Genomic DNA, 26,589 nt, shown 5'->3' with positions numbered 1-26,589 from the left:
GGGCGAGCCTCCCGACTGATCCGCAACGACCATTGCGCAAGAAACGTTGCACAAGACGTGTTGTGCACCTATGGTCGAGCCATGGACGTGCAGCGACTCGACGACGCGGCGCAGATGCGCGCGCTCGCCCACCCGACCCGGCTGCGGCTCGTCGGGCTGCTCCGGACCGGTGGCCCGCAGACCGCGGCGATGCTCGGCGAGCAGGTCGACGAGGCACCGGGGACGATCAGCTACCACTGCAAGCGCCTGGCCGACGCCGGCTTCATCGAACCCGCACCCGAGCTCGGCACCGACCGACGTGAGCGCTGGTGGCGGGCGGTCGCGCAGCACACGTCGTGGGACCTCGCGGACGGCTTCGACGACCCCGACCGGATGGTCGCCGGCACCGCGCTCGACCGGACCGTCGCGCAGGCGTACGCCGACGAGTACACGGCGTTCCTCGACCACGTCCCGGCCTTCGGGCGCGAGTGGGTCGCGGCGTCGAACAGCGGCGACCGGACCCTCCGGCTGACGATCGACGAGCTGCGTGCCCTCGGGTCGGAGCTGCAGGGCGTCCTCGACCGGTGGGAGGCGCGGAGCGCCGAGCACGAACCCGGCGACGGTGCCGAGCGGGTCACCGCGGTCGTCCAGAGCTACCGGTCGGCGCGCCCGTGAACGCACACTGGCGGCTGCGGTCGCTGCTCGCCGTCCAGGTGGTCTCGCGGACCGGGAACGTCGCGACGACGATCGCGGTGCCGTTCGTGGTGCTCTCCCGCGGCGGGTCGGCGACGGACGTCGGCATCGCGGCCTTCGCGGCGACGATCCCGATCGTGCTCGGCGGGGCCTTCGGCGGCGTGCTCGTCGAGCGCTTCGGGTTCGTCCGGTCGAGCGTGGCGTCCGACCTGGTCAGCGCCGCGACGCTCGTCGCGATCCCGCTCCTGGCGTGGACGGTCGGGCTGCCGGCCTGGGCGCTGCTCGTGCTCGTGTTCCTCGGCGGCCTGTTCGACACCCCGGGGGAGTCGGGCCGGCGGGTGCTCCTGCCGGGACTCGCGACGGCGGCGGGGATCCCGCTCGAGCGTGCCGTGGGCCACTTCGAGGCGTCGGTGCGTTTCTCAGTGCTGCTCGGCGCCCCCGCGGCGGGACTGCTCGTGGGCGCCGTCGGGCCGTTGCCCGCACTGGCCGTGACCGCCGCCGTGTTCGGGGCGGCAGCGGTGCTCGCCGCCGTCACGCTGCGGGGTGTCGTCGTCGCGCCCGCGACCGACGCGGGCGCCGCCGAGCCGTCCGCCGGGTACTGGCGCGACCTCGGCGCCGGGCTGCGCTTCTGCGTGCGCGACCCGCTCTTCCGGCTCGTCATCGCGCTCGTGCTCGTGACGAACCTGCTCGACGCGGCGCGCTCGACAGCGCTGCTCCCGCTCTACGCCGACCGAGTGCTCGACGGCGCGCAGTCGCTCGGGATCGTCAGCGGGACCTTCGGTGGTGCGGCGTTCCTCGGGTCCCTCGCGTTCGGGTACGTGGCGCACCGGGTGCCCCGGCGGATCACGTTCGTGGTGTGCTTCGTCCTGGCCGGCGGGCCGTCGCTCGCGGTGCCGGCACTCGGACTCGGGCTGCCGTGGGTGCTCGGCGCGTGCGTGCTGTCGGGCTTCGCGGCGGGCGCGCTCAACCCGATCCTGGGGGCCGTCGAGCTCGAGCGCATCCCGTCGCACATGCGGGCCCGGGTGTTCGGGCTCCTGTCGGCGGGGTCGTGGGCGGGCATCCCGCTCGGCGGACTCTTCGGGGGCATCGCTGCGGACGGCATCGGGGTGACCGCGACGTTCGGCGTCGTGGCGGTCGTCTACACGATCGTCACGCTGTCGCCGCTGCTCGGTGGGTCCTGGCGGCTCATGGAGCGCCCGACGGCGACGGCGCCCGCGGCCGTGCCGCCGACGGTCCCGGTCCCGTAGCCCGGCCGGCCGACCGGTCGGCCGGCCAGCCGGTCGGCCGGCCAGCCGGTCGGCCGGCCAGCCGGTCGGCAGCGCTCGCGGGGCGGCCGGCCGCGGCGCTCGCGGCGGCGCGGTCCGTCGTCACGCCGCACCACCGGAAGCACGTCGCACCACGGGATTCCGTGGTGCGACGTGCTTGCGGTCGTGCGCGAGCGAGTCGAACCAGCGCACGACCGCACCACCCGAACGCGACGAAGGAGCCCGTCCCGCACTTGCTCGGAGCGACCCGAGCGACGCTCCGGTAGACGAGGAGCATGACGGACGAGCGCAACGCAGACGGCCAGGCAGCAGACGGACAGGGACCGGACGACGCACACGTGGTGCCCGAGGGGGTGTCCGAGGCGACGGTCGAGGCGCTCGGCACGCTGTCGGCCGCACTCGAGGTGCTCGAGCACGCACGGGGCCTGCTCTACGGGTTCCACCGACTCACCGGGACCGCGGACCTGAACCTCGGCGAGGCCGTCGAACAGCTCCGGAAGGCCGGCCACACCGAGCTCGCCGAGCGGATCGACACCGAGCTGGTCGGCCGCAACGTCATCGACGGACGGTGGACGTTCCAGATCGTCGAGGACTACGACGACAACTACTACGCCCTCGCCAAGGAGCTCGAGCAGACCGCCCGCGACCAGCTCGTCGGCGGCAAGCGCCACCTGTACGAGGCGGGCATGAAGGAGGACCGGCGCACCCCGGGCCGACGCCGCCACGAGGCCAAGCCGGCCGACCTGCGGGACTGACCCAGCGCCTCCCGGCCGGACCTACCGGACGTACCGGACGCACTCTCGCGGAACGCACCGTGGGCGGCCCCTCGCAGCGGAACGTCGCTGCGAAGGACCGCCCACGTTGCGTCTCGCGGAAAGCGCGGGAAGCGCGGGACGCGGAAGCGGGAGCGCGCTACCCGACGCCGAGCAGCGCCTCGAGCGGCCCGCGCGCGAAGTACAGCAGGAAGCCCGCCGCGACGACGTAGAGGAGCCAGGAGACCTCGCGGCCGCGGCCGGACAGCAGCTTGATGAGCACCCAGCTGATGAAGCCGGCGCCGATGCCGTTCGCGATCGAGTAGGTCAGCGGCATCACGACGATCGTCAGGAACGCCGGCAGCGCAGCCCCGAAGTCACTCCACTCGATGTCCTTCACCTGCGCGACCATGAGCGCACCGACGACGACGAGTCCGGCGGCGGCGACCTCGAGCGGGACGACCTGGGTCAGGGGCGTGAGGAACATCGACGCCAGGAACAGCAGGCCCGTCACGACCGAGGCCATGCCCGTGCGGGCTCCCTCGCCGATGCCCGACGCCGAGTCGATGAAGACCGTGTTCGACGACACCGAGGCGCCACCACCGGCGATGGCGCCGGCACCCTCGACGACGAGCGCCGACTTCAGGCGGGGGAAGGTGCCGTCGGGCTTCGCGACACCGGCGGCCTTCGCGAGCCCGGTCATCGTGCCCATCGCGTCGAAGAAGTTCGTGAAGACGAGGGTGAAGACGAGCATCGACGCGGCGACCGGGCCGATGCGGGTGAACGCTCCGAAGACGTCGGCGTGCCCGACGAGCGACAGGTCCGGCAGCGCGAAGAGGGCGTTCGGCAGGCCGGGGGCGTTGAGGTTCCAGCCGGTGGGGGAGTCGACCGAGGTGGGGACCTTGAAGATCGCCTGCAGGATGATGGCGATCACGGTGGTGCCGATGATGCCGATGAGCAGCGCGCCCTTCACCCGGCGGGCCATGAGCGTGCCGATGATGACCAGGCCGATCAGGAACACGATCGTGGGGAGGGCCGCGACGGAGCCGTCCTCACCGAGCTGCAGCGGCGGCGAGGCGTTCTTCGTGGTGCGGACGAACCCCGAGTCGACGAGTCCGATGAACGCGATGAACAGACCGATGCCGACGGTGATCGCGGCCTTGAGCTGCGCGGGCACGGCCGTGAAGATCATCGTCCGGATGCCGGTCAACGCCAGGATCACGATCACCACGCCGTTGATGACGACGAGGCCCATCGCCTCGGCCCAGGTGACCTGGTGCACGACGCTCACGGCGAGGAACGAGTTGATCCCGAGGCCCGCGGCGATGCCGAACGGCAGGTTCGCGACGAGGCCCATCGCGATCGTCATCACACCGGCGACGAGGCCGGTCGCGGCGGCGACCTGCGCGTTCTGCAGCCAGCCGCCGAGGACGTCCTGCGGCGCCTGGTCCTGACTGAACCCGCCGAGGATCAGCGGGTTGAGGATGACGATGTAGGCCATCGTCACGAAGGAGACGAGACCACCACGGATCTCACGGGGGATGCTCGACCCGCGGTGCGTGATCGAGAAGAAGCGGTCGAGGCCGGATGCGAAGCGGTTCCGGGGCGGGGTGTCGGTCTGCTGGGCGCTCACCGAACGAGTTTACAGAACGCTGGGAGTCCGAGCGGCTCGTGTGTCGCTGCAGGGCACCGGCCTGGAGGCGCGGGTCACCGACCCGGGGGACGGTGCGTCCGACAGGCGGCCGCGTTCTGCGGCCATCCGACGGTGTTGGATGAGAGCGTGAACGAACGTCTGGACCGCGCGCGGGTCGAAGCCGCCGTGCGCGAGCTCCTCCTCGCCGTCGGCGACGACCCTGACCGCCCCGAGCTCGAACGGACCCCGGCACGCGTCGCCGACTCGTACGCCGAGTTCTTCGCCGGCATGGGAGTCGACGCCACCGCGATCGCCCGCTCCGGCGCCGTGCACTCCGAGGACGGGGAGCGCGGGCAGCTCGTGGTCGTCCGCGACGTGCGCTTCCGCTCGATGTGCGAGCACCACCTGCTGCCGTTCATCGGCGTCGCCCACCTGGCGTACGCGCCGGGTGAGCAGCTCATCGGCCTCGGGACCCTGTCACGCGTGCTCGACGCGGTGGCCTCGCGGCCGCAGCTGCAGGAGCGGCTCGGCGAGCAGGTCGCCGCAGCCGTCACCGAGGGACTCGACGCCGCCGGCGTGCTCGTCGTGCTCGACGCGACGCACCAGTGCGTCACCGCTCGCGGCGAACGGCAGTCGGGCTCGTCGACGGTGACCGTCGCCGCGACCGGCAGCCTGGCCGAGGCGTCGGGGCGGGCCGAGGCGATCGCACTCATCGGTGCCGGTGCCGGTGCCGGTGCCGACCACGGGGTGGACGCATGACGAGCGAGCAGCCGACCACGGGCCTCCAGGCCGTGACACCCGCACCCGGCTGGGTCGTGCCGGCCCTGCGCGACCCGGTCCGCACCATCGGGCGCCGCACCTTCGACTTCGACCACCGCATCGCCGTCATGGCGATCGTGAACCGCACGCCCGACTCGTTCCACGACAAGGGTGCGACCTTCGCACTCGACCGGGCCGTCGAGGCCGCCGTCCGCGCTGCCGACCAGGGGGCGGACTGGGTCGACATCGGCGGGGTGAAGTTCGCGCCGGGGCCCGAGCTGTCCGCCGACGACGAGATCGACCGGGTGCTGCCGGTCGTGTCCCAGCTCGCCGAGCAGTCCGACGTCGTGATCTCGGTCGACACCTTCCGGCCCGAGGTCGCTGCGGTGACGATCGCCGCGGGGGCCAGCGTCGTCAACGACACCACGGGGTTGTCCGACCCGCGGATGGCGTCCGTGGTCGCCGACTCCGACGCGACCGTCGTCATCACGCACTCGACCGCCCCGCCGCGCCAGCAGCTGCCGACGCCGCCGACGTACGCCGACGTGACCGCCTCGGTCGTGGACTTCCTGCGCGAGCGGGTCGACCGTGCGCTCGCGGCGGGGATCCCCGAGTCGCGGATCATCGTCGACCCCGGGCACGACCTCAACAAGAACACCGTGCACACGCTCGAGCTGACCCGACGGCTGCCCGAGGTCGTCGCGCTCGGGTTCCCGGTGCTCGCAGCGGTGTCGAACAAGGACTTCGTGGGGGAGTCCCTCGGGCGTCCCCGTGGTGCTCGCCTGTCGGGGTCGCTCGCCGCGGCGACCGTCAGCGCGATGCTCGGCGCCCGGATCGTCCGCATGCACGATGTCGTCGAGAGCGTCGACGCGATGCGCATGGTCGAGGCGGTCCTCGGTTGGCGCGAACCCGTGGAAGCGAGGCACAACACGTGAACAGCCCCTCCCTGCCGGCGTCGATCGCCGACCTGTCCGACGACGAGCTGCTCGACCGGTACACCGCGGACGTCCCCGACGGCCCCTGGCTGCGGGTGAACTTCGTCGCGACGCTCGACGGTTCGGCGTCCGCGTCGGGTCGCACGGCGTCCCTCGGCGGGGACGACGACCTGCGCGTGTTCGACCTGCTCCGCCGGGTCGCCGACGTCGTGCTCGTGGCCGCCGGCACCGTGCGCGACGAGGAGTACGGCCCGATGGTGCTGCACGACGAGGACGTCGCCTGGCGCCGCGCGAACGGGATGCCCGACCACCCGGTCTTCGCGATCGTCACGAACTCCGCGTCGGTGGACGCGGGCTCGCGGGTGTTCACCGAGGCTCCGGTGCGGCCGATCGTGCTGACGTCCGGGTCCGGTGCCGCGTCGTCGTCCGGGCAGGCCCTGGCGTCCGTCGCGGACGTCGTGGACTGCGGCTCGGATGCTGTCGACGTGGGTGCCGTGCGGGACGCCCTGGCCGTTCGGGGCCTCGACCGGATCCACTGCGAGGGCGGTCCGTCGTTCCTCGGGGCGCTCGTCGCCGCCGACGCGGTCGACGAACTGACGCTGACGATCGACCCGACGCTCGAGGGCGGCGAGGGTCCGCGCATCGCGACCGGGTCCTCGCCGGAGCTGCGCCGGATGCGGCCCGCGCACGTGCTGCTCGGCGACGGCGGTGTGCTGCTGACCCGGTGGGTGCGCGACCGTGACGAACGGTGACGGGCTCCGGTACTGAAACCTGACATGCCAGTAGGCTCCTGGCATGGTCTCGATCTTCTTCCCCACGCCCCTGACCGCCCGGCCACTCGTCGCGACGGGAGCCGTCGTCGTTGCCCTCGTCAGCGGTCTCGTGACTGCGCCCGACCCAGCGGCCGCTGCCCCGAGGTCCTCGACGACCTCGACCGAGCGGGGCATCCGCGACCTCGTCGAGCAGGCGCAGTCGTGGGAAGCACTCACCGACAGCGAGACCACGGCGGCGGTGGCGGTCTGGTCCGGTTCGGGACGGACGTCCTCGAGCGGGCTCCCCCTCGACCTCGCACGAGCGCAGGCTTTCGTGACGGTCGACGGGACGGTCCTCCGGCTGCCCTTCGCTGAGGGTGCCGACGTGTTGCCCGAGTCCAGCGTCACGGCCGTCCTCGACGGCGGGCACATCAGGACCTGGAGCGAGCTGGTCCTGACGCCGAAGACGGCTGACTCGGGTCGCCTGCAGACCTGGATCAACGGGATCGCCGGTCTCGATCGTGACGTCGCAGCCGGACCGGCGGCGCGCTCGACCTGGTGGAGCCGGTTCTCGTCGTGCCTGAACAGTGCCGGGGTCGCAGCATGGGCCATCACGGCCCTCACCATCGCGTGTTCTGCAGCATGCCTGGTCACAGCGGGTGTCGGCTGCATCGCCTGCATCACTGCTGCCGGCGCGGCGACCAGTGGGACGATCTCCTTCTGCGCGGGGAAGGCGAGCCGAGGGTGAGTCGCCGATCGACCCGGCGCGGCTCGATCGTCGCTGCCGTGCTCTGTGGTTGCGCTGCGGTCGTCATGGTGAGCGGCCACATGGTCCCCGCGCTCCGAGAGGTCCCAGCGGTGGTGTGGATCACGACCCTGGCGCTGATCGTCGCTGCGGGTGCTGTGATCGTTCGAGACCGGCGGCCGGGCGACCGGTAGCGGCTAGGGTCGGACGCGTGATCGACGTCGTGGTGTCCGGGGTGCTGTTCGACATGGACGGGACGCTCGTCGACTCGACCGCCGTGGTCGAGGAGGCGTGGAGCCGCTTCGGTGCGGAGCACGGCATCGACCCCACCGAGATCCTCGGCTTCTCGCACGGGCGGCAGACGATCGACACCGTGCAGCGCTTCCTGCCGCACCTGGCCCCGGACGAGCAGCGGGCGATCGTCGCGACGATGATCGCCGCCGAGATCGGGTACACCGAGGGCATCGTCGAGGTGCCGGGAGCGGGCGCGTTCGTGCAGCGCCTGCTCGACACCGGTGTGCCGGTCGCCCTCGTCACGAGCGCGCCGCGGGAGCTCGCGGTGGAGCGGATGCGGGCCGCGGGGGTCCCGGTGCCCGAGGCACTCGTGCCCTCGGAGGACGCCGAGCGGAGCAAGCCGCACCCCGAGGGCTACCTGCGTGGTGCCGCGCTGCTCGGGGTGCCGCCGGAGCGGTGCCTGGCGTTCGAGGACGCCCCCGCCGGGGTCGAGGCCGCCGTCGCCTCCGGAGCCACGACCGTCGTCGTCGGGACGCTCGAGGCACCGGTCACCGCAGGGCTGCCGCGCATCACGGGGTACGACGGCATCGAGGTCGTCCGCGAGGGGTCCGCTTTCCGCATCCGGGGCTGAACGTCGGCTCCGGACTGCGAACGTCCCCAGGCCGTCCGGACGACCGTGGACATCGCGCCGGGAGACCCCCGGCAGCGGAAGGAGCGACCATGGCAGCCCTCGACGGCAAGAAGATCCTCGTCATCGCGACGAACTACGGCGTGGAGCAGGACGAGATCGTCGTCCCCACCGACCAGCTCCGCGAGCGCGGTGCCGACGTCACGGTGGCGGCGCAGGAGTCCGGCTCGATCGAGACCCTCGTCGGCGACAAGGACCCGGGCAAGTCGGTCTCCGTCGACACCACCATCGGCAGTGTCAGCGGCGCAGGCGACTACGACGCACTCGTCGTCCCCGGTGGCACCATCAACGCGGACACCATCCGCCAGGACTCGGACGCGGTCGCACTCGTGAAGGCCTTCGCCGAGGCGGGCAAGCCCGTCGCCGCGATCTGCCACGGCCCGTGGACCCTCATCGAGGCCGGTGTGCTGCAGGGCAGGACCATCACCTCGTTCCCCTCGCTGCAGACCGACGTGCGCAACGCCGGCGCCGAGTGGGTCGACCAGGAGGTCCAGGTCGACGGCGGCCTGATCACGTCGCGCAACCCCGACGACCTGCCGGCGTTCGTCGACGCGATCGAGCAGGCGCTCACCGCCTGACCCGCTCGCACCACGCACCGTGGGCGGCACCTCGCAGGGCTACGGCGCTGCGAGGTGCCGCCCACGGTGCGTTCCCCGGAACGGCCGGAAGGGCCGGAACGGGCGGGAGCGCCGGGCACACCCGTCCGTCAGAGCGCGACGGGGCGCGCCGTGCGGAGCACCGCGGGCCCGAGGGTGAGCACGCCGTCGGACTCCGGGTCGCAGCGCACCCCGCCCAGCCCGCGCATCGCCCGGAACGCGCCGGGAGCCACCTCGTGGTCCATCCAGGCGCACGGGTTCGCCGGCCGGTACCCGCGGAAGGACACCGGACCGCCGGACCCCGGGCTCTCGAGCGAGAACGGCGAACCCCGGAGTGCCTCGACGTCGGCACCCCGCAGGTACACGTTGCGCCGGGTCGCCGCGGGGTCGACGGGGGCACCCACCGCCTCGGCCACGGCGTCGAGCCCCTCGAGACCGATCACCGTGACGGTGGCGTGCACGTGCGCCCGTGCGGCGAAGTAGCGGTCACCGACGATGCCGAGTCCCGCCCGGAGCTCGATCCGGTCGCGGAGCTCCGGGCCCGCGGCCGGCAGCGCCCCGTCCGCCGGGCGCCCCTCGTAGCGGTGGTGCGGGGAGACGAGCAGCATCGCGACCTCGACGTCGGTGCGGAAGGGCAGGTCGCCGGGGCCGGCCACGTCGTCGACGGAGGTCACGGCGCCCACGGTAGTCGTGCCTCCCGGCCGGCACCGCTGCCCCGCTGCCGTGGTGAGACGCCGGCGTGCGCGCGAGACCCCCGAAGGTTGTGAGACGCCGCCGGATCCCGCGGCGTCTCGGAGCGAACGGTGCGTCTCGACGCGACGCCGCCGTCTCGACACAGCCGCCGACCGCCGGTACACACCGCCGCCCCGCTGCCGTGTCCGATTCCCGCCAGTACCTGTCGGGGGCCCGTGCCAGGCTGACCGCGTGACGAACCCCGCACCCGGCACGGAGCCGCAGCCCGACGCGCAGCCCGACGCGCAACCCGACGAGCTGCACGCCGAGCGCCACCGCGCCGTCGCCTCCCGCGACGCCCGATTCGACGGCCAGTTCGTCACCGCCGTGCACTCCACCGGCATCTACTGCCGCCCGAGCTGCCCCGCCCGGACCCCGCGCGCCGAGGGCGTCACGTTCTACCGCACGAGTGCCGCCGCCCACCTCGCCGGCTTCCGCGCGTGCAAGCGCTGCCTGCCCGAGGCGACGCCGGGCAGCCCGGAGTGGGACCTCCGTGAGGACGTCGCCGGCCGTGCCGTCCGACTCGTCCTCGACGGCGTCGTCGAGCGCGAGGGGGTACCCGGCCTGGCCGCCCGCGTCGGGTACTCCGAGCGGCAGCTGGGCCGGATCATGACCGAGGAGCTCGGGGCCGGACCGAAGGCCCTCAGCCGGGCGCACCGTGCACAGACCGCGCGGACGCTCCTGACCTCGTCGGACCTGCCGGTGGCCGACGTCGCGTTCGCCTCCGGCTTCACGAGCGTCCGGCAGTTCAACGACACCGTGCGCGAGGTCTTCGCCCTCACCCCCTCCGAGCTCCGCGCGCGCCGGACCGACCGGCCGACGTCGGCCGACGACGGCTGGCTGCACGTCCACCTCCCCGCGCGCGCGCCCTTCGACCTGCAGGGCCTGCTCGACTGGCACGCGCTCCACGCGCTGCCGGGGCTGGAGCACGTCGAGCGGGACGCCTCGGGCCGCGTCACGGCCTACGGTCGCCTCGTCGCCCTGCCGGGAGGCCCGGCCCGCTTCACCGCCTCGGCCCCCGCCACCGACGGGGTCGGCAGGGGCGCGGGGCGCGTCGGGGTCGCCCTGCGCGTCCGGCTCACGACGCTCTCCGACCTGCCGACGCTCGTGGCGCGGGTGCGGGCCCTGTTCGACCTCGACGCCGACCCCGAGGCGGTCGACGCCGTCCTCGCCACGGACCCCGTCCTCGCCCCGGCGGTCGCCCGGGTCCCCGGCATCCGCCTCCCCGGCGCCGTCGACGCACACGAGGTCGTGTTCCGCACCCTGATCGGGCAGCAGGTCTCCGTGGCCGCCGCCCGCACCGCACAGACCCGGCTCGTCGCAGCCCTCGGGGAGTCGGTCGACCCCGGGCTGGCCGAGGACGGGCTGCTGTTCCCGACCGCGACGACGATCGCGACCCGCGGGCACGAGGTCCTGCGGGGACCCGCGGCACGGGTGGACACGATCCTGCGCGTCGCGGCGGCGCTCGCCGACGGGTCGCTCGTCGTCGACGCGGGACAGTCCCTCGCGGAGCTGCGCGCCGGGCTCCTGGCGGTGAAGGGCATCGGGCCGTGGACGGCGGACTACGTGGCCCTGCGGGTCCGGCACCACCCGGACGTGTTCCTGCACAGCGACCTCGCCGTGCGGAACGGTGCACAGGAACTCGGCCTGCCCGGTGGCGCCCGCGAGCTCTCCCTACGGTCGGAGCAGGTGGCGCCGTGGCGGAGCTACCTGACGATGCACTGCTGGCGTCCGATCGTCGACCGCGCGAGCGCGGTGGCGGAGGCGGCAGCGGCGACGGACCACCAGGAGGAGACAGCATGACCGAGCCCACGACGACCATCCAGACGCTCGACACCCCCGACGGCCCCTTCACGGTGCTCGAGGACGACGAGGGGCACGTGCTCGCGTCGGGGTGGACCGACGACTCCGCACGGTTGCTCGCGCGGCTGGCCGATCGGCACCGCCCACGACGGCTGATCGACGGCCGGGTGCACGCGGCCGAGGCGGTCGAGGCCTTCTACGCCGGCGAGGTCGAGACGGCGATGCGGGTCCCGGTCCGGCAGCACGGCACCGACCTGTTCGCCGAGGGCTGGCGGCAGCTCCGCGCGATCCCGGCCGGCACCGTCCTGACGTACACCGAGCTCGCGGCGGCCATGGGGCGACCGGACGCCGTCCGCGCGGCTGCGAGCGTCTGCGCGCGGAACGCCCCGGCGCTCTTCGTGCCGTGTCACCGGGTGCTGCGGTCCGACGGGACGCTCGGCGGCTTCGCGTGGGGGCTCGGCGTCAAGCGCTCCCTGCTCGAGCGCGAGTCGGTCGGCGTGACCGCGCTCGCCTGAGCAGCTCGGCGAGCGGGGATTGAGCGGCGACCGAGCGGAGACCGAGCGGCGACCGAGCGGAGCCCGAGCAGGTTCGACCGAGCAGAGTGCACAGGGAACGTGGAGCGCTCCCCCTGGTTGCGGGTGGTGACGCTCACGGTCCGGACTGTCATGCTCTGGGTACCGACCCGCACGGTCCCTCCGCAGGACCCGACGCAGCGCCGTCGCGCACCTCGGAAGGACCCATGCCCCCCGACCAGCACGCCCCGCCCGGACAGCAGCCGGGGGACCCCGCGCACGTCGACCGCACGGTCGTGTCCGCGGACGGCACACCGCTCGCGGTCGCCGAGAGCGGCTCCGGGCCCGCCCTGGTGCTGGTCGGCGGCGCCTGGGACCACCACGGCAGCCCGGCGGTCGACCGGATGGTCGCGGCCCTCAGCGACCGCTACCGCGTCGTCACCTACGACCGGCGGGGTCGGGGTGCGAGCGGGGACACCGCGCCGTGGTCGGTCGAGCGCGAGGTCGAGGACCTGGCGGCGGTCGGGGCGTCCGTCGACGGCCCGGCCGACGCGGTGGGGTGGTGCGTCGGTGCAGGGGTGGTGCTGCGTGGCCTCGCCGCCGGCGTGCCGTTCGGGCGCGCGGTGCTCTGGGAGCCGCCGTACCGCGCCACGGTCGACCCGCAGGGCGACGACGTGCTGTTCGCGGACTTCCTCGACGGGCACGTCGCGGCCGGACGCCGGGCGCAGGCGGTGCGGGCCTTCCTGTCCCGGGTGCTCGGCATCCCGATCCCGCACATCACCGCGGCGCGCCTGAAGCCCGGACTGTGGCGGTCGCTCCTGGCCGACGCACACGTGCTCTCCCGGGACGTCCGGGTGCTCAACGGCCTCTCCGTCCCCGAGCGGGTGGCGGCGTCGGTCGGCGTCCCGGTGCTCGTGGCCTCGGGCGACGGCGGCGCCGAGTGGATGCGGCAGGCCTCGGTCGCGCTGGCCGAGGCGGTGCCCGGCTCGCGGCACCTCGTCGTCCTCGGTCAGGGGCACGTGCCGGAGCCGAAGGTGCTGCGGCACCTGGTCGACCGGTTCGTCGGGCTGCCCGCGCCCGAGTGACGTGCGCGCCCGGAGCCGCTGCGGTCGGTCGTCACCGGCCGACGCGGGAGGGTGGGCATCGCGGGTGCGAGAGGATGGAGGCGTGACTGCTCCCCGCCTCGGCCTGCTGCTCGACGTCGACGGACCCATCGCCAGCCCGGTGACCCGGACGATCGCGATCCCCTCGATCGTGGCGGACCTCGTCGCGCTCGCCGCCGAGGGCGTCCCGATCGTCTTCAACACCGGCCGCAGCGACGCGTTCATCCGCGAGCAGGTCGTCGGTCCGCTGATCGCCGGAGGGCTCGCGGAGGGCGGCCGGGTGCACGCGGTGTGCGAGAAGGGTGCCGTCTGGTGCTCGATCGGCCCGCAGTACGAGGGCGGGATGAGCGACCTGGTGATCGCCGAGGACCTCGCGCTCCCGCGGGACTTCGCCGACGAGATGCGCGACCTCGTCCGTGACGAGTACGCCGACCTGGTGTTCTTCGACGAGACGAAGCACGCGATGGTCTCGATCGAGCAGCGCGTCGAGGTGCCGAACGCCGCGTACCTCGCCCGCCAGGCCGAGTTCGACGCGAAGGCGATGGCGGCGCTGGAGCGGCGCGGGCTCGGTGTCCGCCGGCTCGACGACGTCCGACCGGACGCCGACGGCGCGGTGCAGTGGCGCGTCGACCCGACGATCATCTCCACCGACGTCGAGTCCGACCGGTCCGGCAAGGACATGGGTGCCGAGCGAGCCCTCGAGCTGCTCGCGCAGGACGGGGAGCTGCCGGTGACCTGGCGGACCGTCGGCGACTCTCGTAGCGACTACGCCATGGCGGACTGGTTGCACGCCAACGGGCACGACGTCGCGCACGTGGACGTCCGGCCGGCGGACGGGGTGCCGGCGACGCCGTACCCGGTGCTCACCGCCGACGACGGTGTGATCCACGACGAGGCGGGCGCGCGCTTCCTGGCCCACTGGCGCCGCCGCGCCTGAGCCGCCCCGCGTTCGGGCGGGCCCCTCGCGCCGGACCCGCGCCGAGCCTCCAGGCCGATGCCGCGATGCCGCGTCTGCACGGGTGCCCGGGTGCCGAGACGCCGGTGTCTGCACCAGACGCCCTGAGTGCCTCGAGACGGTCCCGGATCCGGCGGTGTCTCGACGCGTCGACGGCGTCTCGCCGGGACGCCGTCGTCTCGCACCCCACGCCGCCCTCGCCCGGACGCCAGCGCCGTCTCGCCCGGACGCCAGCGCCGCGCACCGTCCGGACGGCTGGTGCTGCTGGCCCCGTGTCCCGGGGCGACACCGTTTGCGAGCCGGGGTGGTACACCAGTACCCTCACGGGGTCCATCGCCAGCCGTTCGACGGGAACCCCCATGGCATCACCGCTCCGCATCAAGTCGATCGAGGCCTCCCTCGCCGACTCGGAGGAGGAGGGCCGCTCGCTCAAGCGGTCCCTCAAGACGTTCGACATCGCCGCGATGGGCATCGCGGTCGCCGTCGGAGCCGGCATCTTCTCGGTCGGCGCGAACGCCGCCGCGAACTTCGCCGGCCCGAGCGTCATCATCTCGTTCCTGCTCGCAGCCGTCACGTGCGGCCTGGCGATCATGTGCTACGCCGAGTTCGCCTCGACCATCCCGGTCGCCGGCTCCGCGTACACGTTCACGTACGCCACGATGGGCGAGCTGCTCGCGTGGATCGTCGGGTGGGACCTCATCCTCGAGACCCTGACCGCGAGCGCCGTCATCGCGAAGTACTGGGGCATCTACCTGAGCACCGCGTTCGGGGTCTTCGGCATCGACCTCCCCGACACGATCCAGCTCGGCCCGATCGGCTTCACGTGGGGCCCGGTCCTCATCGTCGGCGTCTTCACGCTGCTGCTCGCGTTCGGCACCCGCCTGTCGTCCCGCGTCTCCGCCGTCATCACGATCATCAAGGTCGCGATCGTCGTCTTCGTCATCGTCGCCGGGGCGTTCTTCGTCAAGGCCGCGAACTTCACCCCGTTCGTCCCGCCGGCCGAGGCGTCGAAGGGCGCCGAGGGCGGCGTCCTGACGCAGTCGCTCGTGTCCTTCGTGACCGGTCAGGCCCCGGCGCAGTACGGCGTGTTCGGCCTGCTCGCCGCGGCGTCGCTCGTGTTCTTCGCCTTCATCGGTTTCGACGTCGTGGCGACGAGCGCCGAGGAGACCGAGAACCCGCAGAAGACCCTGCCCCGAGGCATCTTCATCGGCCTCGGCATCGTCACGCTGCTCTACATCGGCGTCAGCATCGTCATCACGGGCATGGTCTCCTACCAGCGGCTCGCCGACGAGGAAGCGCCGTCCCTCGCCTCCGCCTTCGACATCGTCGGACTGCCGTGGGCCGCGGGCATCATCGCGATCGGCTCGCTCATCGGCCTGACCACCGTGGTGATGGTCCTGCTGCTCGGCCTGTCCCGCATCGTCTTCTCGATGAGCCGCGACGGTCTGCTGCCCCGCTGGTTCTCGAAGACGAACCCGAAGACGCAGACCCCGGTGCGGGTGCAGGTCGTCGCCGGTGTCGTCGTCGCGTTCATCGCCGGGTTCACCGCCGTGGAGCGCCTCGAGGGCATGATCAACATCGGCACGCTCTCGGCGTTCGTGCTCGTGTCGATCGGCATCGTGGTGCTGCGCAAGACCCGCCCGGACGCACCGCGGGCCTTCCGAGTGCCGTGGGTGCCGGTCCTGCCGATCCTCTCCGCGGTGCTGTGCTTCTGGCTCATGCTCAACCTCGAGGTCGAGACCTGGCTGCGCTTCATCGCCTGGCTGGCGATCGGGTTCGCGATCTACTTCGGCTACAGCCGACGCAACAGCCGGGTGGGCAAGGGCCTGCAGTAGCGGGCGGCGGCCTCGCCGCATGCACAACGGGAAGCACCTCGCGCCACGGATCGCCGTGGCGCGAGGTGCTTCTGGTTGTGCCGGAGCAGCCCGCGCCACCGCCCGCCGCCCGCGCCACCGCCCGCCACCCGCGCCGCCGCCCGCCGCCCGCGCCACCGCCCGCCGTGCCGGGTGCCGCACGCCCCGCGCCGCGGCGGCTACGCCCCGACGGCGAGCGCGACGCCGAACGACAGCATCACGACGGCGACGAGCCCGTCGAAGACCCGCCACGTGAGCGGCTTCGCGAACAGCGGTCGGAGCAGTCGTCCCCCGAACCCGAGTGCGCCGAACCAGAGGCAGCTCGCGGCGACCGCGCCGACGATCCACCACCAGCGGTCGTCGACGCCCTGCTGGTTCGCCACCGAGCCGAGGAACACGAGGGTGTCGAGGTACACGTGCGGGTTCGCCCACGTGAACACGAGCATCGTCGCGACCGCCGCACCGAGGGTCGGGACGGCGCGTGCTGCGGAGGCGACTCGTGTCGCGACCGCGGGTGTCGTGGTCCGGCCGGGAGGCTCCTCCGCGCTCCGTCCCGCTGCCCCGGCCCCGCCGCCGGGAACGACGGTGTCGTCGGCCCGCCGCGCGGCTCGGCCCGCGGCCGGTCCGGGGTCACCAGCCGCCTGCGCGGCTGTCTCGGACGAGGCCGTCGCAGGCGCCGCGACCGCCGTGGGCGCGACCGTCGTCGGCACCACCACGCCGTCGTCCGCCGCCTCCTGCTCGACGGCCATGGCCTCCCCGGTGGGACGGAACGCCCGGCGGGCCGCGAGCACCCCGTACACCACGAGGAACGCCGCGCCCACGAACCGCACCACCACGAGCGCGACGGGGAACCGCTCGACGACGACCCCGACGCCGAGCACCCCGGCGACGATGAGCACCGCGTCGGACACCGCACAGACGGCGACCGCGGCGGCGACGACCCGCGCCGGGGCGCTGACCGCGAGCCGGAGCAGGTACGCGTTCTGCACCCCGATCGCGACGATCAGGGCGAGGCCGGTGCCGAGGCCGGCGAACAGGGGGAGGAGGACGGTCACGGTCTCGACGGTAGGAGCGACCCCCGGTGCAGTCCAGCTCACGTTCCTGAAGGTCCGTAAGCTCTGCTGCATGCTCCGTCTGCAGCGGGACCACCTCGAGACGCTCCTCGCCGCCGTCGACCACGGCACGCTCGACGCTGCGGCCCGCGCCCTCGCGATCACCCCGTCCGCGGTGTCGCAGCGCATCAAGGCGATGGAGCAGCAGCTCGGCCGGGTGCTGCTCCAGCGGACGACGCCGGTCGCGCCCACCGCCGACGGTGCGGTCGTGCTCCGGCACGCACGGCAGGCCCGGCTCCTCGAGGACGAGACCGCCCGGGCGCTCGGCGCGGTCGGGGATGCGGACGCGCCCGTCGTGCCGTCGATCCCGCTCGCCGTGAACGCGGACACGCTCGGCACGTGGTTCCTCGACGCACTCGCGCTCGTCCGAGCCGACACCGAGGTCGTGTTCGACCTGCACCGCGAGGACCAGGACCGCACCGCCGAGCTCCTCCGTGCGGGTACCGTGATGGCCGCGGTCACCGCCGAGGCCGACCCGGTGCAGGGCTGCTCGTCGGTGGCACTCGGGGTCGACCGCTACCGGGCCGTCGCCGCGCCTGCCTTCGTCGACCGGTACCTCGCCGGTGCGGTGTCCGAGCGGCAGATGACCGCACGGCTCGACGCGGTCCCGCTCGTCGACTACGACCGCGACGACGACCTGCAGCAGGGGTACCTCCGCCGGGTCCTCGGGCACGCCCCTCGCGGGCCGCGGCACTTCGTCCCGACGTCGGCAGACTTCGCGCGCGCGGTGTCGCTCGGCTTCGGGTGGGGGATGCTGCCGGAGGCTCAGTGCCTCGACGGCCTGCGCAGCGGAGCACTCGTCGAGCTCACGCCGGGGCGTCGGGCGGACGTGGCGCTGTGGTGGCAGCGGTGGAACCTGGCGTCACCGCTGCTCGAACGGGTGACCGAGGCCGTGCGGGCGACCGCGCACGAGCGACTGCACCAGCCCGGCTGACCGCGGACGCTCTCCGCCCCGCCCAGCGGGTTGCGGACCCCGCCGGCGGTGCCGGATCAGACGGTCGCCCGCCAGCGCAGCCCGTCGACGAGCAGTCCGACCAGCTGCTGGCTCTGCTCGGTCGTCGGCGCCCCGTGGCAGAGGTCGGCGACCGCGCGGAGCAGCTGCGTGGCGTCGATGTCGTTGCGGATGGTCCCCGCTGCCGAGGCCGCGTCGAGCAGTCCGGTCAGCGCCCCGCCGAGTCGACCGATGAACCAGGGGTGCAGTCCCTCGAACGCCGGGTCACCGGACTGGAGCGCCGCAGCGAGCCCGCGCTTCGTCGCGACGAACCCGGTGAACCGCTGGAGCCAGAGCGCGAGGGCGTCGTCCGGCTCGTGGTGCTCGGCGAGGTCCGCGGCGGCGTCGGCGCACTCCTCGACGGCCTGCTGGAACACCGCGACCACCAGGTCGGAGCGCTGCGGGAAGTGGCGGTACAGCGTGCCGACACCGACGCCGGCGAGGTCGGCGATCACCCTGGCGGGAGCGTCGACGCCCTGGTCGGCGAACACCTGACGGGCAGCGTCGACGAGGGCGTCGAGATTGCGGCGGGCATCGGCGCGCACGGTTCCTCCGAACGGGGTCGCGGTGAGGGCTTGCAAAAACGGAACAGCTTTCCGTATTGTTGCGGAATAGCGTTCCGCTTCGAGCCAGCCTACGACGACCGGCCTCGGGACGCCACCGACAGGAGGCACCACCATGCAGTACCGCACCCTCGGCCGCACCGGCATCCAGGTCAGCCCCTTCGCGCTCGGCGCCATGATGCTCGGCACCGACGGTCGCATCGGCAACGGCGACGAGCAGGACTCCATCCGCATCGTGCACCGCGCGCTCGACGCCGGCATCAACATCATCGACACCGCCGACCGCTACTCGCAGGGCGGGTCCGAGGTGCTCGTCGGCAAGGCGATCAAGGGCCGGCGCGACGACGTGGTCCTCGCCACGAAGTTCAACGGCCCGATGGGGGACGACCCGAACCGGCGCGGCAACTCCCGCCGCTGGATCACCACGGCGGTCGAGGACTCGCTCCGACGCCTGCAGACCGACCACATCGACCTCTACCAGGCGCACCGCCCCGACGACACCGTGGACCTCGAGGAGACCCTGTCCGCACTCACCGACCTCGTCCGGAGCGGCAAGGTGCGTGCGATCGGCTCGTCGGACTTCCCCGCATCGATGCAGGTCGAGGCGCAGTGGACCTCCGAGCGTCGCGGTCTCGAGCGCTTCCGGTCCGAGCAGCCGACCTACTCGATCCTCAGCCGGGGCATCGAGCGCGAGGTCCTGCCGGTCGCCCAGCGCTACGGCATGGGAGCGCTGGTCTGGAGTCCGCTCGCCGGCGGCATGCTGACCGGGCGCTTCCGTCGGGGACAGCAGAACGACCTGTCGCGGGCGGGCATGTTCCGCCACGACCAGGACGACCGGCGGATCGACGCCGTGGAGCAGGTCGTCGCCCTCGCCGAGGAGACCGGCATCCCCACCACCCACCTCGCCCTCGCGTTCGCGATCGCCCACCCCGGCGTGACGAGCGCGCTGATCGGGCCGCGGTCGGTGGAACAACTCGACGACCTGCTGGCGGCGGCGGACGTCGCACTCTCCGACGAGGTGCTCGACCGCATCGACGCGATCGTCCCGCCGGGCACCGACGTCACGCGGCTCGACCAGCAGTACCAGCCGCCCGCGCTCCTGCGACCCGAGCTCCGCCGTCGTCCGGCCGCCGAGCGCTCCGCCGCCTGACGCCGCCTCGCCCTCCGCAGGACGCAACCCCGGCGGTTGCTCGCAGCGCTGTACCGCTGCGAGCAGCCGCCCTCGTTGCGTCTCGCGAAAGAGCGAGAGAGCGAGAGAGCGAGAGAGCAGGGGAGCGGGGGAGCAGGGGAGTGTCGGCGCCCCCACCCGATCCCGCAACGCGGTGATGCGGGAAACCGCAAGAAGCAGCGGGGTCCTGCGGGATTCACACGACGGACACCCGAGCGCGTCGAGCGGGTCGTAGTGTCGCACTCGACCGACGGCACGGGCCGTCGTCGCACGACCGCTCTCGACACACCGAACACCGCGACCGCACCCTCGGTCGCGACCTCCCCGGCGCAGGATCCCTGGTCCCTCGCCGAGCCGGACCCATCCCGACGGTCCGGGCCCATGTCGCCACAGTCGCCGACGCCCGTCTCGCGACCCGTCGGCGTCCCTGCCTGCGGGCCGCGAGCTTCTCCCGACCCGACAGGAGATCCTCATGTCCGCACCAACGGACGTCCGTCGCGCACGCCCGGACGCCAGCACCCCGCAGTACCGCCGGAGCGCCCAGCCGCAGTCCCCGGACGCGGCCCAGCCCGTTCAGCCGCAGCAGACGGGACAGCTCCAGCAGCCCCGACTGCTCCAGCAGCAGGCGCTCCCGCCGCAGCCGCTCCCCCAGCCGCTCACCCCGCGTGACCGCGAGCGCGCCCGTCGACGCCGGCAGGCCGAGCAGGTCGGGCACGTGCGACCCCGCTCCGAGAGCCGCGCGCACAGCCCCGTCATGGTGCTCATCGTGCTCGTCGCGACCCTCGGCGTGATGGCCTACGCGGTGTTCCTGCTCGACCCCGCGAACCGCGGCGACTTCCTGCCGTACGGCCTGGTGATCGTGGCGGAGAGCGTGCTGGTCGGCCAGGCGCTGCTGTCGATGTGGACGATCCTGTCCGGCGGTGCCGACCCGCGGGACTTCGCGTTCCACCACACGCAGGACACCCTGTTCGACCGGGACACGATCGAGCGCGACGGGCTCACCGACCAGCCCCACCGCTGGCCGATGCACGTGCGGGGCCGTCAGGTCGAGGTCGACGTCTTCATCACCGTCTACGGCGAGGAACTGTCCAAGATCGCCGCCACCGTGCGGGCAGCGGTCGCGATGCGCGGCGAGCACCGCACGTGGGTGCTCGACGACGGCCGGAGCGACGAGGTCCAGGCGCTCGCCGCCCGGCTCGGCGCGCGGTACGTCCGCCGGCTGTCGTCGCACGGTGCCAAGGCCGGCAACATCAACCACGCCCTGACCCTCGCCAAGGGCGACTACTACGCCGTGTTCGACGCCGACTTCGTCCCGGAGCCGGAGTTCCTGTTCGAGACCGTGCCGTTCTTCGCGGACGACACCATCGCGTTCGTGCAGACGCCCCAGACCTACGGCAACCTGCACAACCTGGTGTCCCGCGGCGCCGGGTACATGCAGACCGTCTTCTACAAGTTCATCCAGCCCGGCCGGAACCGCTTCAACGCCGCGTTCTGCGTCGGCACGAACGTCATCTTCCGCCGCAGCGCGATCGACGACATCGGCGGCATGCACACCGACTCGAAGTCCGAGGACGTCTGGACCAGCCTGATGCTGCACGAGCGCGGGTGGAAGTCGGTCTTCATCCCGATGACCCTCGCCGTCGGCGACGCTCCCGAGACCATCGAGGGCTTCACGAAGCAGCAGCTGCGCTGGGCGACCGGCGGGTTCGAGATCCTGCTGACGCACTTCCCGTTCAACCCGAAGCACCGCCTGACGATGGACCAGCGTCTGCAGTACCTGGTGACGGCGAGCTTCTACCTGACGGGCATCGTCCCCGGGCTCCTGCTCCTCGTGCCGCCGCTCGAGATCTTCTTCGACCTCCGCCCGATGAACCTGTCGATCGGGGCGGGCGAGTGGGTGCTGTTCTACCTCGGGTTCTACCTCATGCAGGTGGTGCTGGCCTTCTACGCGCTCGGCTCGTTCCGCTACGAGACGCTCCTGCTCGCGGCGGTGTCCTTCCCGATCTACGCGAGCGCGCTCTGGAACGTGCTGTGCGGCAAGGAGCAGGCCTGGCACGTCACCGGTGCCGACCGCGGACGGACACCCTCACCGTTCAACTTCATCGTGCCGCAGGTGCTCGTCTTCGTGTTCCTCACCCTGACCAGCGTGGTCGCGGTCTGGCGGGACACCGGCAACGGGCAGTTCACGCTCGCCACCGCGTGGAACATCACGAACACGCTGGTCTTCGCCGCGTTCATCGTCGCGGCGTTCCGCGAGCAGGCCCGCAACCGCGTGGCCGACCGGCAGCGCGCTCGCGGCGAGGCCGTCCGACCGGCCGCGCCGCTGGTGCAGGCCCCGGTCAGCCCCGTGCGGACGACCGTCGTCCGCCCCGACACCCTCGAACCCCAGCGCGCCGCGATCGCCGGCGTCGCGATGCAGCTGCAGGACGGACCCCGCGCATGACCTGGACCAACCGACTCCGACTGTTCGGCGGCCTCGTCGTCGTCCTGGTGATCGTCGCCGCGTGCACCCTCGTGTTCAACCAGCGTCAGAGCGCCGTGGCGAGCACCTCGGCGGCCATCGCCGCGCAGGAGTACGCCGTCGGCACCGACTACGGCGGGACCGTCACCGAGGAGTACGTCCAGGAGGGCGACTCCGTCACCAAGGGCGAGAAGCTCCTGCAGGTGCAGAGCCTGCAGCTGGCGCAGGACATCCGGAAGGGCGTCGTCGGCGCGGACACGCAGACGAGCGCGTACGACATCGGCGAGGACGGCTTCATCACGTTCAAGGCCGAGGTCTCGGGCACCGTGGCGAAGATCGACGTGAAGACCGGCGGGTACGTGCAGGCCGGTTCCGAGCTCGGCACCATCCACAAGGAGGACAGCCTCTTCGTCACCTCGGAGTTCACCGTCACCGCGCGCGACTACGGGCGCATCCGGAACGGTGCCGAGGTCGAGCTCCGCCTGCCGGACGACCGCACCATCACCGGCACCGTGAAGAGCGTCAGCGTGGAGACGAACGACGACGGCCGGGCGAAGACCACCGTCGACGTCGAGAGCCCCGAGCTGTCGGCCTCGCCGTCGTCGGGCATCACGAGCCCGGGCACGCCCGTCGACGCGACCCTGCACCTGCGCGACGACGGCACGCTGGCGGGCGTCACCGACGCCGTCCGCGACTTCTCGCGCCAGATCGGGCTGTAGCCGGTGCGGCACCACCTGCACCCCGGCCGCCGCCCTGCGGGCGCACGCCGGGCCTCCCGGTCGACGCTCCTGGTCGTCCCCCTGGTGACGTCCGTCGCCCTGCTGCTCGCTGCGTGCACCGGGACGGGAGGCACGGACCACCCGACCCCGTCGGCCACCCCGACCGACGCGGCGGCCCAGGCACGCGCGGTCGCCGCCCTGGGCGACGTCGCGTCGTCGACGGTGGGCACGATGCGCCTGGCCGAGGGACTGACCCCGCCGACGAACCGGTGGTTCTCCGGCCTGGTGTTCGGCGACGCACCCCAGCCGGTGTTCCCGACGCCGATCTCGTGGCAGGTCACCGACCACGGCTTCGCAGCCGGACTGCCCGACGTGACCGCGACCGAGAAGACCATCGCCGGCGGCGCCGTACCGCAGGTCGGCTTCGACCTCGGCGCGACGAGCACCCTCGTGTCGGCGTACGACGCGGTGTCGGTGACCGTCGAGCACCGCGACGGCGACACCGTGCTCGGGCACTCGGTCGTCGCCGAGGGGTCGCCCCTCGTGACCTACACCGCCGACCGCGACCAGACGCTGACCGGCACCTCGCCGCTCGACCCGACCGGCGACGGCACGGCGACGATGTCCGGCGGCGGTCGCACCTGGCAGGTCGTCGTGCGCGATGGCTCGGTCGCCGCGTCCGGCGTGCGCCTGCGCAGCGGCGGGTCGGTCGTGCTCCTGCCGACACCGGACGGCGCGTCGTCGTCCGAGGTCTCCCGGCTCGTCGCGGCCGCACGGCCGCTCTCCGGCTCGTCGCTGGAGCGCAGCGCGTCCGGTGGGTCCCAGCGCACCACGCTGTCGTACGACTTCGACGGCGGTGCCGGGGTGCTCGTGCCGCAGCCCGGCCAGGGCACCCGCGGGCTGACGTGCACCGACCTGCGGGTCGCGACGCTGACGGGTCCCGCGCCGGTCTGCACCGGGACGGCGCTGCGCTTCGACGCCGACACCGTCGAGCCGTCCGACCGGCTCGACCTGTCCGGCCTGTCCGACGGTCAGCGGGACACCCTGGCCGCACAGGTCCGGCAGGACGCCGCCGGGGTCGACGCCTCGTCGTACGCGGCCGACTCGTACGGCGGCGGCAAGGACCTGTACCGCGTCGCCACGCTGTACCGGCTCGCCGTCGCGCTCGGGCTCGACGACCAGGCCGCGGCGCTGAAGACGTCCGTCGTCGCGGAGCTCGACCAGTGGTTCGACCCGGCGGGCTGCGGCGGGAGGACCGCGCGGTGCTTCGCCTACGACCCCGAGGTCCACGGGCTCGTCGGCCAGGAGGCGTCGTTCGGCTCGGACGAGTTCAACGACCACCACTTCCACTACGGGTACGTGCTGTCCGCCGCTGCGATGGTGGCCGACGGTGACGCGTCCCTCGTGCGGAAGTGGCGCACCGTCGCGGACCTCGTCGCCGCGGACATCGCCTCGCCGACCGCGACGGAGTCGTTCCCCGCGCTCCGCGTCTACGACCCGTACGCGCAGCACTCCTGGGCGTCCGGCTACTCGCCCTTCGCCGACGGCAACAACCAGGAGTCGTCGTCCGAGGCGGTGTCCGCGTGGAACGGCCTGGCCCGCTGGGGTGCCGTGTCCGGGTCGGCCTCGCTCGAGTCCACCGGCACCTGGCTGCTGTCGAACGAGGCCGCCTCGGCGCAGCGCGACGTGCTCGACCCGGACCTGTCGGCGTTCCCGGGCTTCACGCACCGGGTCGTCTCGCTGACCTGGGGCGGCAAGCGCGACCACGCGACGTGGTTCAGCGCGGCGGCCGCGGCGCCGGCGGGCATCGAGCTCATCCCGATGCCCGCGATGGCGGCGGAGTACGTCGACGCGGGCGGCCGGCAGCAGATCGGGCGCGTGCTCGACGAGGCCGTGCCGGACGGTCGCTACGACGTCCAGTTCGGCGACTACCTGCTCATGTACCGGGCGCTCGGCGGGAAGGCCGACGCGGCGGCAGCCCTGCGCGACGCGGAACGGCTGCCGGACGCGGTGATCGACTCGGCGAACACGCGGTCGTACCTGCTCGCGTGGATCATGACCCAGGGTCGGGCGTAGCGGCCCGTCCCCCGCGCGAGCCCGACGGGCGGCACGACGGTCCACCGACCGCGTACCGCCCGTCGTTCGCTTCCCGGACGCCCTGGGGTCCTGCACGGGGACCGCGGCCTACCGTCCACCACATGACCACGCGAGCCAAGACCGCCACCGCGCTGCTCGGCGCTGCCACCCTCGCCCTGCTCCTGACGGCGTGCGACCCGGGCGGCGCCCAGAACATCGACCCGGTCGGCAAGGTCCCCGGGGACGAGCAGAAGTCGCAGTCGACCGAGTGCGCCGTCGCCGCGAGCAACGCCGTGGACGCGATCGGCACCGCGGTCGGTCCCCACGACACGACGGACTTCGCGAACGTGGCGGAGGGCGACGGTGGCTGGTACCTGGCCGCGTCGATCGTGCCGTCGGACAGCAAGGACGCCAACGACGACGAACTGACCATCTGGGCGACGGCGACCGACCCGACGGCCGACGACTGGGACGGCACGATCTACGCCGTGAACCAGACCGCGAAGGACGCCACCTCGGACGAGTCACGCTCGGCGTCACCGGCACCGAGCGCGTTCAGCGCGGACTCCGACGCCGCGAAGCGCGCCGAGAGCTGCGCCGTCGAGGCCGCCGACCGCTGACCCCGCCCCAGGCCTGGTGCCGCGCGGCCCCGTGCTGCTCGCTGGCGGGCCGTCCCGGGCTCCGGTCGGCCCGGCTCAGGTCTGACAGCGCGGGCACCAGTAGGTGTCCCGCAGCGTGAGCTCCGAGTCGCCGAGCTCGCCCCGACGCACCGGGGTGCCGCACCGCAGGCAGGGCTTGCCGGCGCGGCCGTAGACCCAGAAGCGGCGCCCGGGCCGGTCGACGCCCGTCGTGACGCGGTTGCTGCGGTCACGGTTCATCGTGATGAGCCGGTGGGACAGCGCGATCGCCCGCGCCGGGTCCGGCACCTGTCCGACGGGTCGCGTCGGCAGCACCCCCCGCAGGAAGCACAGCTCGTTCCGGTACACGTTGCCGAGTCCGGCCAGCACGCGCTGGTCGAGCAGCGCGAGCCCGATCGGGCGCTCCGGGTCCGCCGTCAGGTTCTCGAGCGCCCGGTCGGCGTCCCAGTCGGGACCGAGCAGGTCGGGGCCAAGGTGCCCGACGACCTCGGACTCCTGGTCGCGCGGGACGACCTCGAGCACCCCGAGGGTGAACCCGACGGTGGAGACGTCCTCGGCGTCGAGCACGACCCGGGCCTGGTGCGCGGGCCGTCGCCACCGCTCCCCGGGCGCGTAGACGTCCCAGCGGCCCTCCATCTTCAGGTGCGAGTGCACGGTCACGTCGCCGATGCGGTGCAGCAGGTGCTTGCCGCGGGGCACGACCTCGTCGACCGTCCGTCCGACCAGGTCGAGGGTCGCGAACGCGGGGACGCGGAAGTCCGAGCGGGTCAGGACCTTGCCCGCGAGCGCGGTGTGCAGGCGCCGGGCAGCGCGGAAGACGGTGTCACCCTCGGGCACGGCACACCTCCGCTGCGGCTCGTCCGGTCGGCCGT

The 26,589-nt window shown here is 73.2% G+C and carries 25 protein-coding genes; 20 read left to right on the top strand and 5 right to left on the bottom strand.

The window, feature by feature from the left end; genetic code table 11:
• Positions 1-81 precede the first annotated feature (81 nt).
• The 3 genes from Q9R28_RS04980 (at position 82) to Q9R28_RS04970 (ending at position 2,692) form a co-directional block, all read left to right on the top strand.
• Positions 82-654 (top strand): transcriptional regulator, encoded by a 573-nt coding sequence (locus tag Q9R28_RS04980; RefSeq protein ID WP_066657186.1) that lies wholly within the window; start codon positions 82-84, stop codon positions 652-654.
• Positions 651-1,919, top strand: a complete 1,269-nt coding sequence (locus Q9R28_RS04975; RefSeq protein WP_311205588.1) for an MFS transporter — start codon at positions 651-653, stop codon at positions 1,917-1,919. Before Q9R28_RS04980 ends, Q9R28_RS04975 begins: the two co-directional genes overlap by 4 nt.
• 293 nt (positions 1,920-2,212) lie before the next feature.
• Positions 2,213-2,692, top strand: a complete 480-nt coding sequence (locus tag Q9R28_RS04970) for a hypothetical protein (RefSeq protein ID WP_066657180.1) — start codon at positions 2,213-2,215, stop codon at positions 2,690-2,692.
• Between the two features lie 157 nt (positions 2,693-2,849).
• Here Q9R28_RS04970 and Q9R28_RS04965 read toward each other — a convergent pair whose 3' ends face one another.
• Positions 2,850-4,322 (bottom strand): NCS2 family permease, encoded by a 1,473-nt coding sequence (locus Q9R28_RS04965; protein ID WP_311205587.1) that lies wholly within the window; start codon positions 4,320-4,322, stop codon positions 2,850-2,852.
• Between the two features lie 147 nt (positions 4,323-4,469).
• Here Q9R28_RS04965 and folE point away from each other — a divergent pair, with 147 nt between their 5' ends.
• The 6 genes from folE to Q9R28_RS04935 all read left to right on the top strand — a co-directional run bounded on the left by folE (position 4,470) and on the right by Q9R28_RS04935 (position 9,013).
• Entirely contained in the window at positions 4,470-5,081 is a 612-nt protein-coding gene (gene folE / locus Q9R28_RS04960; protein WP_311205586.1) for a GTP cyclohydrolase I, read from the top strand.
• A complete protein-coding gene (gene folP / locus Q9R28_RS04955; RefSeq protein ID WP_311205585.1) occupies positions 5,078-6,016 on the top strand; it encodes a dihydropteroate synthase in 939 nt (312 codons plus the stop codon). The genes folE and folP overlap by 4 nt, the downstream gene beginning before the upstream one ends.
• Positions 6,013-6,768: a pyrimidine reductase family protein gene (locus Q9R28_RS04950; protein WP_311205584.1), complete on the top strand. Its 756-nt coding sequence runs from the start codon at positions 6,013-6,015 to the stop codon at positions 6,766-6,768. Before folP ends, Q9R28_RS04950 begins: the two co-directional genes overlap by 4 nt.
• A 43-nt stretch (positions 6,769-6,811) precedes the next feature.
• Positions 6,812-7,516, top strand: coding sequence for a hypothetical protein (locus tag Q9R28_RS04945; protein WP_066657173.1), 705 nt, complete (start codon positions 6,812-6,814; stop codon positions 7,514-7,516).
• Between the two features lie 208 nt (positions 7,517-7,724).
• Positions 7,725-8,378 (top strand): HAD-IA family hydrolase, encoded by a 654-nt coding sequence (locus Q9R28_RS04940; protein ID WP_209684876.1) that lies wholly within the window; start codon positions 7,725-7,727, stop codon positions 8,376-8,378.
• An 89-nt stretch (positions 8,379-8,467) separates the two neighbouring features.
• Positions 8,468-9,013, top strand: coding sequence for a type 1 glutamine amidotransferase domain-containing protein (locus Q9R28_RS04935; protein WP_066657169.1), 546 nt, complete (start codon positions 8,468-8,470; stop codon positions 9,011-9,013).
• A 128-nt stretch (positions 9,014-9,141) separates the two neighbouring features.
• Here the strand turns inward: Q9R28_RS04935 and Q9R28_RS04930 are convergent, their stop codons facing one another.
• The gene (locus Q9R28_RS04930) at positions 9,142-9,639 is read right to left on the bottom strand and encodes a molybdenum cofactor biosysynthesis protein (protein WP_251155279.1); all 498 of its coding nucleotides are present in this window, start codon (positions 9,637-9,639) and stop codon (positions 9,142-9,144) included.
• A gap of 382 nt (positions 9,640-10,021) precedes the next feature.
• Between Q9R28_RS04930 and Q9R28_RS04925 the strand changes: the two genes are divergently transcribed.
• The 5 genes from Q9R28_RS04925 (at position 10,022) to Q9R28_RS04905 (ending at position 15,971) form a co-directional block, all read left to right on the top strand.
• The gene (locus tag Q9R28_RS04925; protein ID WP_311205839.1) at positions 10,022-11,566 is read left to right on the top strand and encodes an AlkA N-terminal domain-containing protein; all 1,545 of its coding nucleotides are present in this window, start codon (positions 10,022-10,024) and stop codon (positions 11,564-11,566) included.
• A complete protein-coding gene (locus tag Q9R28_RS04920) occupies positions 11,563-12,081 on the top strand; it encodes a methylated-DNA--[protein]-cysteine S-methyltransferase (RefSeq protein WP_311205583.1) in 519 nt (172 codons plus the stop codon). The genes Q9R28_RS04925 and Q9R28_RS04920 overlap by 4 nt, the downstream gene beginning before the upstream one ends.
• Positions 12,082-12,305: 224 nt before the next feature.
• On the top strand, positions 12,306-13,163 hold the full coding sequence (locus Q9R28_RS04915) for an alpha/beta fold hydrolase (protein WP_311205582.1): 858 nt from the start codon (positions 12,306-12,308) through the stop codon (positions 13,161-13,163).
• 82 nt (positions 13,164-13,245) lie between these two features.
• A complete protein-coding gene (locus tag Q9R28_RS04910; RefSeq protein ID WP_311205581.1) occupies positions 13,246-14,118 on the top strand; it encodes a hypothetical protein in 873 nt (290 codons plus the stop codon).
• A 377-nt stretch (positions 14,119-14,495) separates the two neighbouring features.
• A complete protein-coding gene (locus Q9R28_RS04905; protein WP_066657154.1) occupies positions 14,496-15,971 on the top strand; it encodes an APC family permease in 1,476 nt (491 codons plus the stop codon).
• Positions 15,972-16,168: 197 nt separating this feature from the next.
• On the opposite strand, the gene Q9R28_RS04900 is transcribed toward Q9R28_RS04905, so the two are convergent.
• The gene (locus Q9R28_RS04900; protein ID WP_311205580.1) at positions 16,169-17,044 is read right to left on the bottom strand and encodes a LysE family transporter; all 876 of its coding nucleotides are present in this window, start codon (positions 17,042-17,044) and stop codon (positions 16,169-16,171) included.
• A 70-nt stretch (positions 17,045-17,114) separates the two neighbouring features.
• On the opposite strand from Q9R28_RS04900, the gene Q9R28_RS04895 reads away from it, so the two are divergent.
• Positions 17,115-18,035: a LysR family transcriptional regulator ArgP gene (locus tag Q9R28_RS04895; RefSeq protein ID WP_066657148.1), complete on the top strand. Its 921-nt coding sequence runs from the start codon at positions 17,115-17,117 to the stop codon at positions 18,033-18,035.
• Between the two features lie 56 nt (positions 18,036-18,091).
• Here Q9R28_RS04895 and Q9R28_RS04890 read toward each other — a convergent pair whose 3' ends face one another.
• The gene (locus Q9R28_RS04890; RefSeq protein WP_311205579.1) at positions 18,092-18,673 is read right to left on the bottom strand and encodes a TetR/AcrR family transcriptional regulator; all 582 of its coding nucleotides are present in this window, start codon (positions 18,671-18,673) and stop codon (positions 18,092-18,094) included.
• Between the two features lie 97 nt (positions 18,674-18,770).
• Between Q9R28_RS04890 and Q9R28_RS04885 the strand changes: the two genes are divergently transcribed.
• The 5 genes from Q9R28_RS04885 (at position 18,771) to Q9R28_RS04865 (ending at position 25,699) form a co-directional block, all read left to right on the top strand.
• A complete protein-coding gene (locus Q9R28_RS04885) occupies positions 18,771-19,805 on the top strand; it encodes an aldo/keto reductase (RefSeq protein ID WP_251155178.1) in 1,035 nt (344 codons plus the stop codon).
• A gap of 490 nt (positions 19,806-20,295) precedes the next feature.
• Complete coding sequence (locus Q9R28_RS04880; RefSeq protein ID WP_311205578.1) at positions 20,296-22,266, top strand: cellulose synthase catalytic subunit; 1,971 nt, start codon at positions 20,296-20,298, stop codon at positions 22,264-22,266.
• A complete protein-coding gene (locus tag Q9R28_RS04875; protein WP_066657136.1) occupies positions 22,263-23,003 on the top strand; it encodes an HlyD family efflux transporter periplasmic adaptor subunit in 741 nt (246 codons plus the stop codon). Before Q9R28_RS04880 ends, Q9R28_RS04875 begins: the two co-directional genes overlap by 4 nt.
• Positions 23,004-23,087: 84 nt before the next feature.
• A complete protein-coding gene (locus tag Q9R28_RS04870; protein WP_209684884.1) occupies positions 23,088-25,079 on the top strand; it encodes a glycosyl hydrolase in 1,992 nt (663 codons plus the stop codon).
• Positions 25,080-25,201: 122 nt separating this feature from the next.
• Positions 25,202-25,699: a hypothetical protein gene (locus Q9R28_RS04865; RefSeq protein ID WP_209684885.1), complete on the top strand. Its 498-nt coding sequence runs from the start codon at positions 25,202-25,204 to the stop codon at positions 25,697-25,699.
• Between the two features lie 75 nt (positions 25,700-25,774).
• Here the strand turns inward: Q9R28_RS04865 and Q9R28_RS04860 are convergent, their stop codons facing one another.
• Positions 25,775-26,554, bottom strand: a complete 780-nt coding sequence (locus Q9R28_RS04860) for an Fpg/Nei family DNA glycosylase (protein WP_209684886.1) — start codon at positions 26,552-26,554, stop codon at positions 25,775-25,777.
• Positions 26,555-26,589: the final 35 nt, after the last annotated feature.

This window comes from Curtobacterium sp. BRD11 (assembly GCF_031844345.1).
Classification (GTDB): domain Bacteria; phylum Actinomycetota; class Actinomycetes; order Actinomycetales; family Microbacteriaceae; genus Curtobacterium.
This window is presented reverse-complemented; position numbering and strand designations above follow the sequence as displayed.

Coding starts and splice junctions, on each gene's coding strand:
- Q9R28_RS04885 (WP_251155178.1), top strand. CDS start 18,771: ATGCAGTACCGCACCCTCGGCCGCACCGGCATCCAGGTCAGCCCCTTC.
- Q9R28_RS04865 (WP_209684885.1), top strand. CDS start 25,202: ATGACCACGCGAGCCAAGACCGCCACCGCGCTGCTCGGCGCTGCCACC.
- Q9R28_RS04880 (WP_311205578.1), top strand. CDS start 20,296: ATGTCCGCACCAACGGACGTCCGTCGCGCACGCCCGGACGCCAGCACC.
- Q9R28_RS04895 (WP_066657148.1), top strand. CDS start 17,115: ATGCTCCGTCTGCAGCGGGACCACCTCGAGACGCTCCTCGCCGCCGTC.
- Q9R28_RS04915 (WP_311205582.1), top strand. CDS start 12,306: ATGCCCCCCGACCAGCACGCCCCGCCCGGACAGCAGCCGGGGGACCCC.
- Q9R28_RS04935 (WP_066657169.1), top strand. CDS start 8,468: ATGGCAGCCCTCGACGGCAAGAAGATCCTCGTCATCGCGACGAACTAC.
- Q9R28_RS04875 (WP_066657136.1), top strand. CDS start 22,263: ATGACCTGGACCAACCGACTCCGACTGTTCGGCGGCCTCGTCGTCGTC.
- Q9R28_RS04930 (WP_251155279.1), bottom strand. CDS start 9,639: ATGCTGCTCGTCTCCCCGCACCACCGCTACGAGGGGCGCCCGGCGGAC.
- Q9R28_RS04945 (WP_066657173.1), top strand. CDS start 6,812: ATGGTCTCGATCTTCTTCCCCACGCCCCTGACCGCCCGGCCACTCGTC.
- Q9R28_RS04980 (WP_066657186.1), top strand. CDS start 82: ATGGACGTGCAGCGACTCGACGACGCGGCGCAGATGCGCGCGCTCGCC.
- Q9R28_RS04970 (WP_066657180.1), top strand. CDS start 2,213: ATGACGGACGAGCGCAACGCAGACGGCCAGGCAGCAGACGGACAGGGA.
- Q9R28_RS04920 (WP_311205583.1), top strand. CDS start 11,563: ATGACCGAGCCCACGACGACCATCCAGACGCTCGACACCCCCGACGGC.
- folP (WP_311205585.1), top strand. CDS start 5,078: ATGACGAGCGAGCAGCCGACCACGGGCCTCCAGGCCGTGACACCCGCA.
- Q9R28_RS04905 (WP_066657154.1), top strand. CDS start 14,496: ATGGCATCACCGCTCCGCATCAAGTCGATCGAGGCCTCCCTCGCCGAC.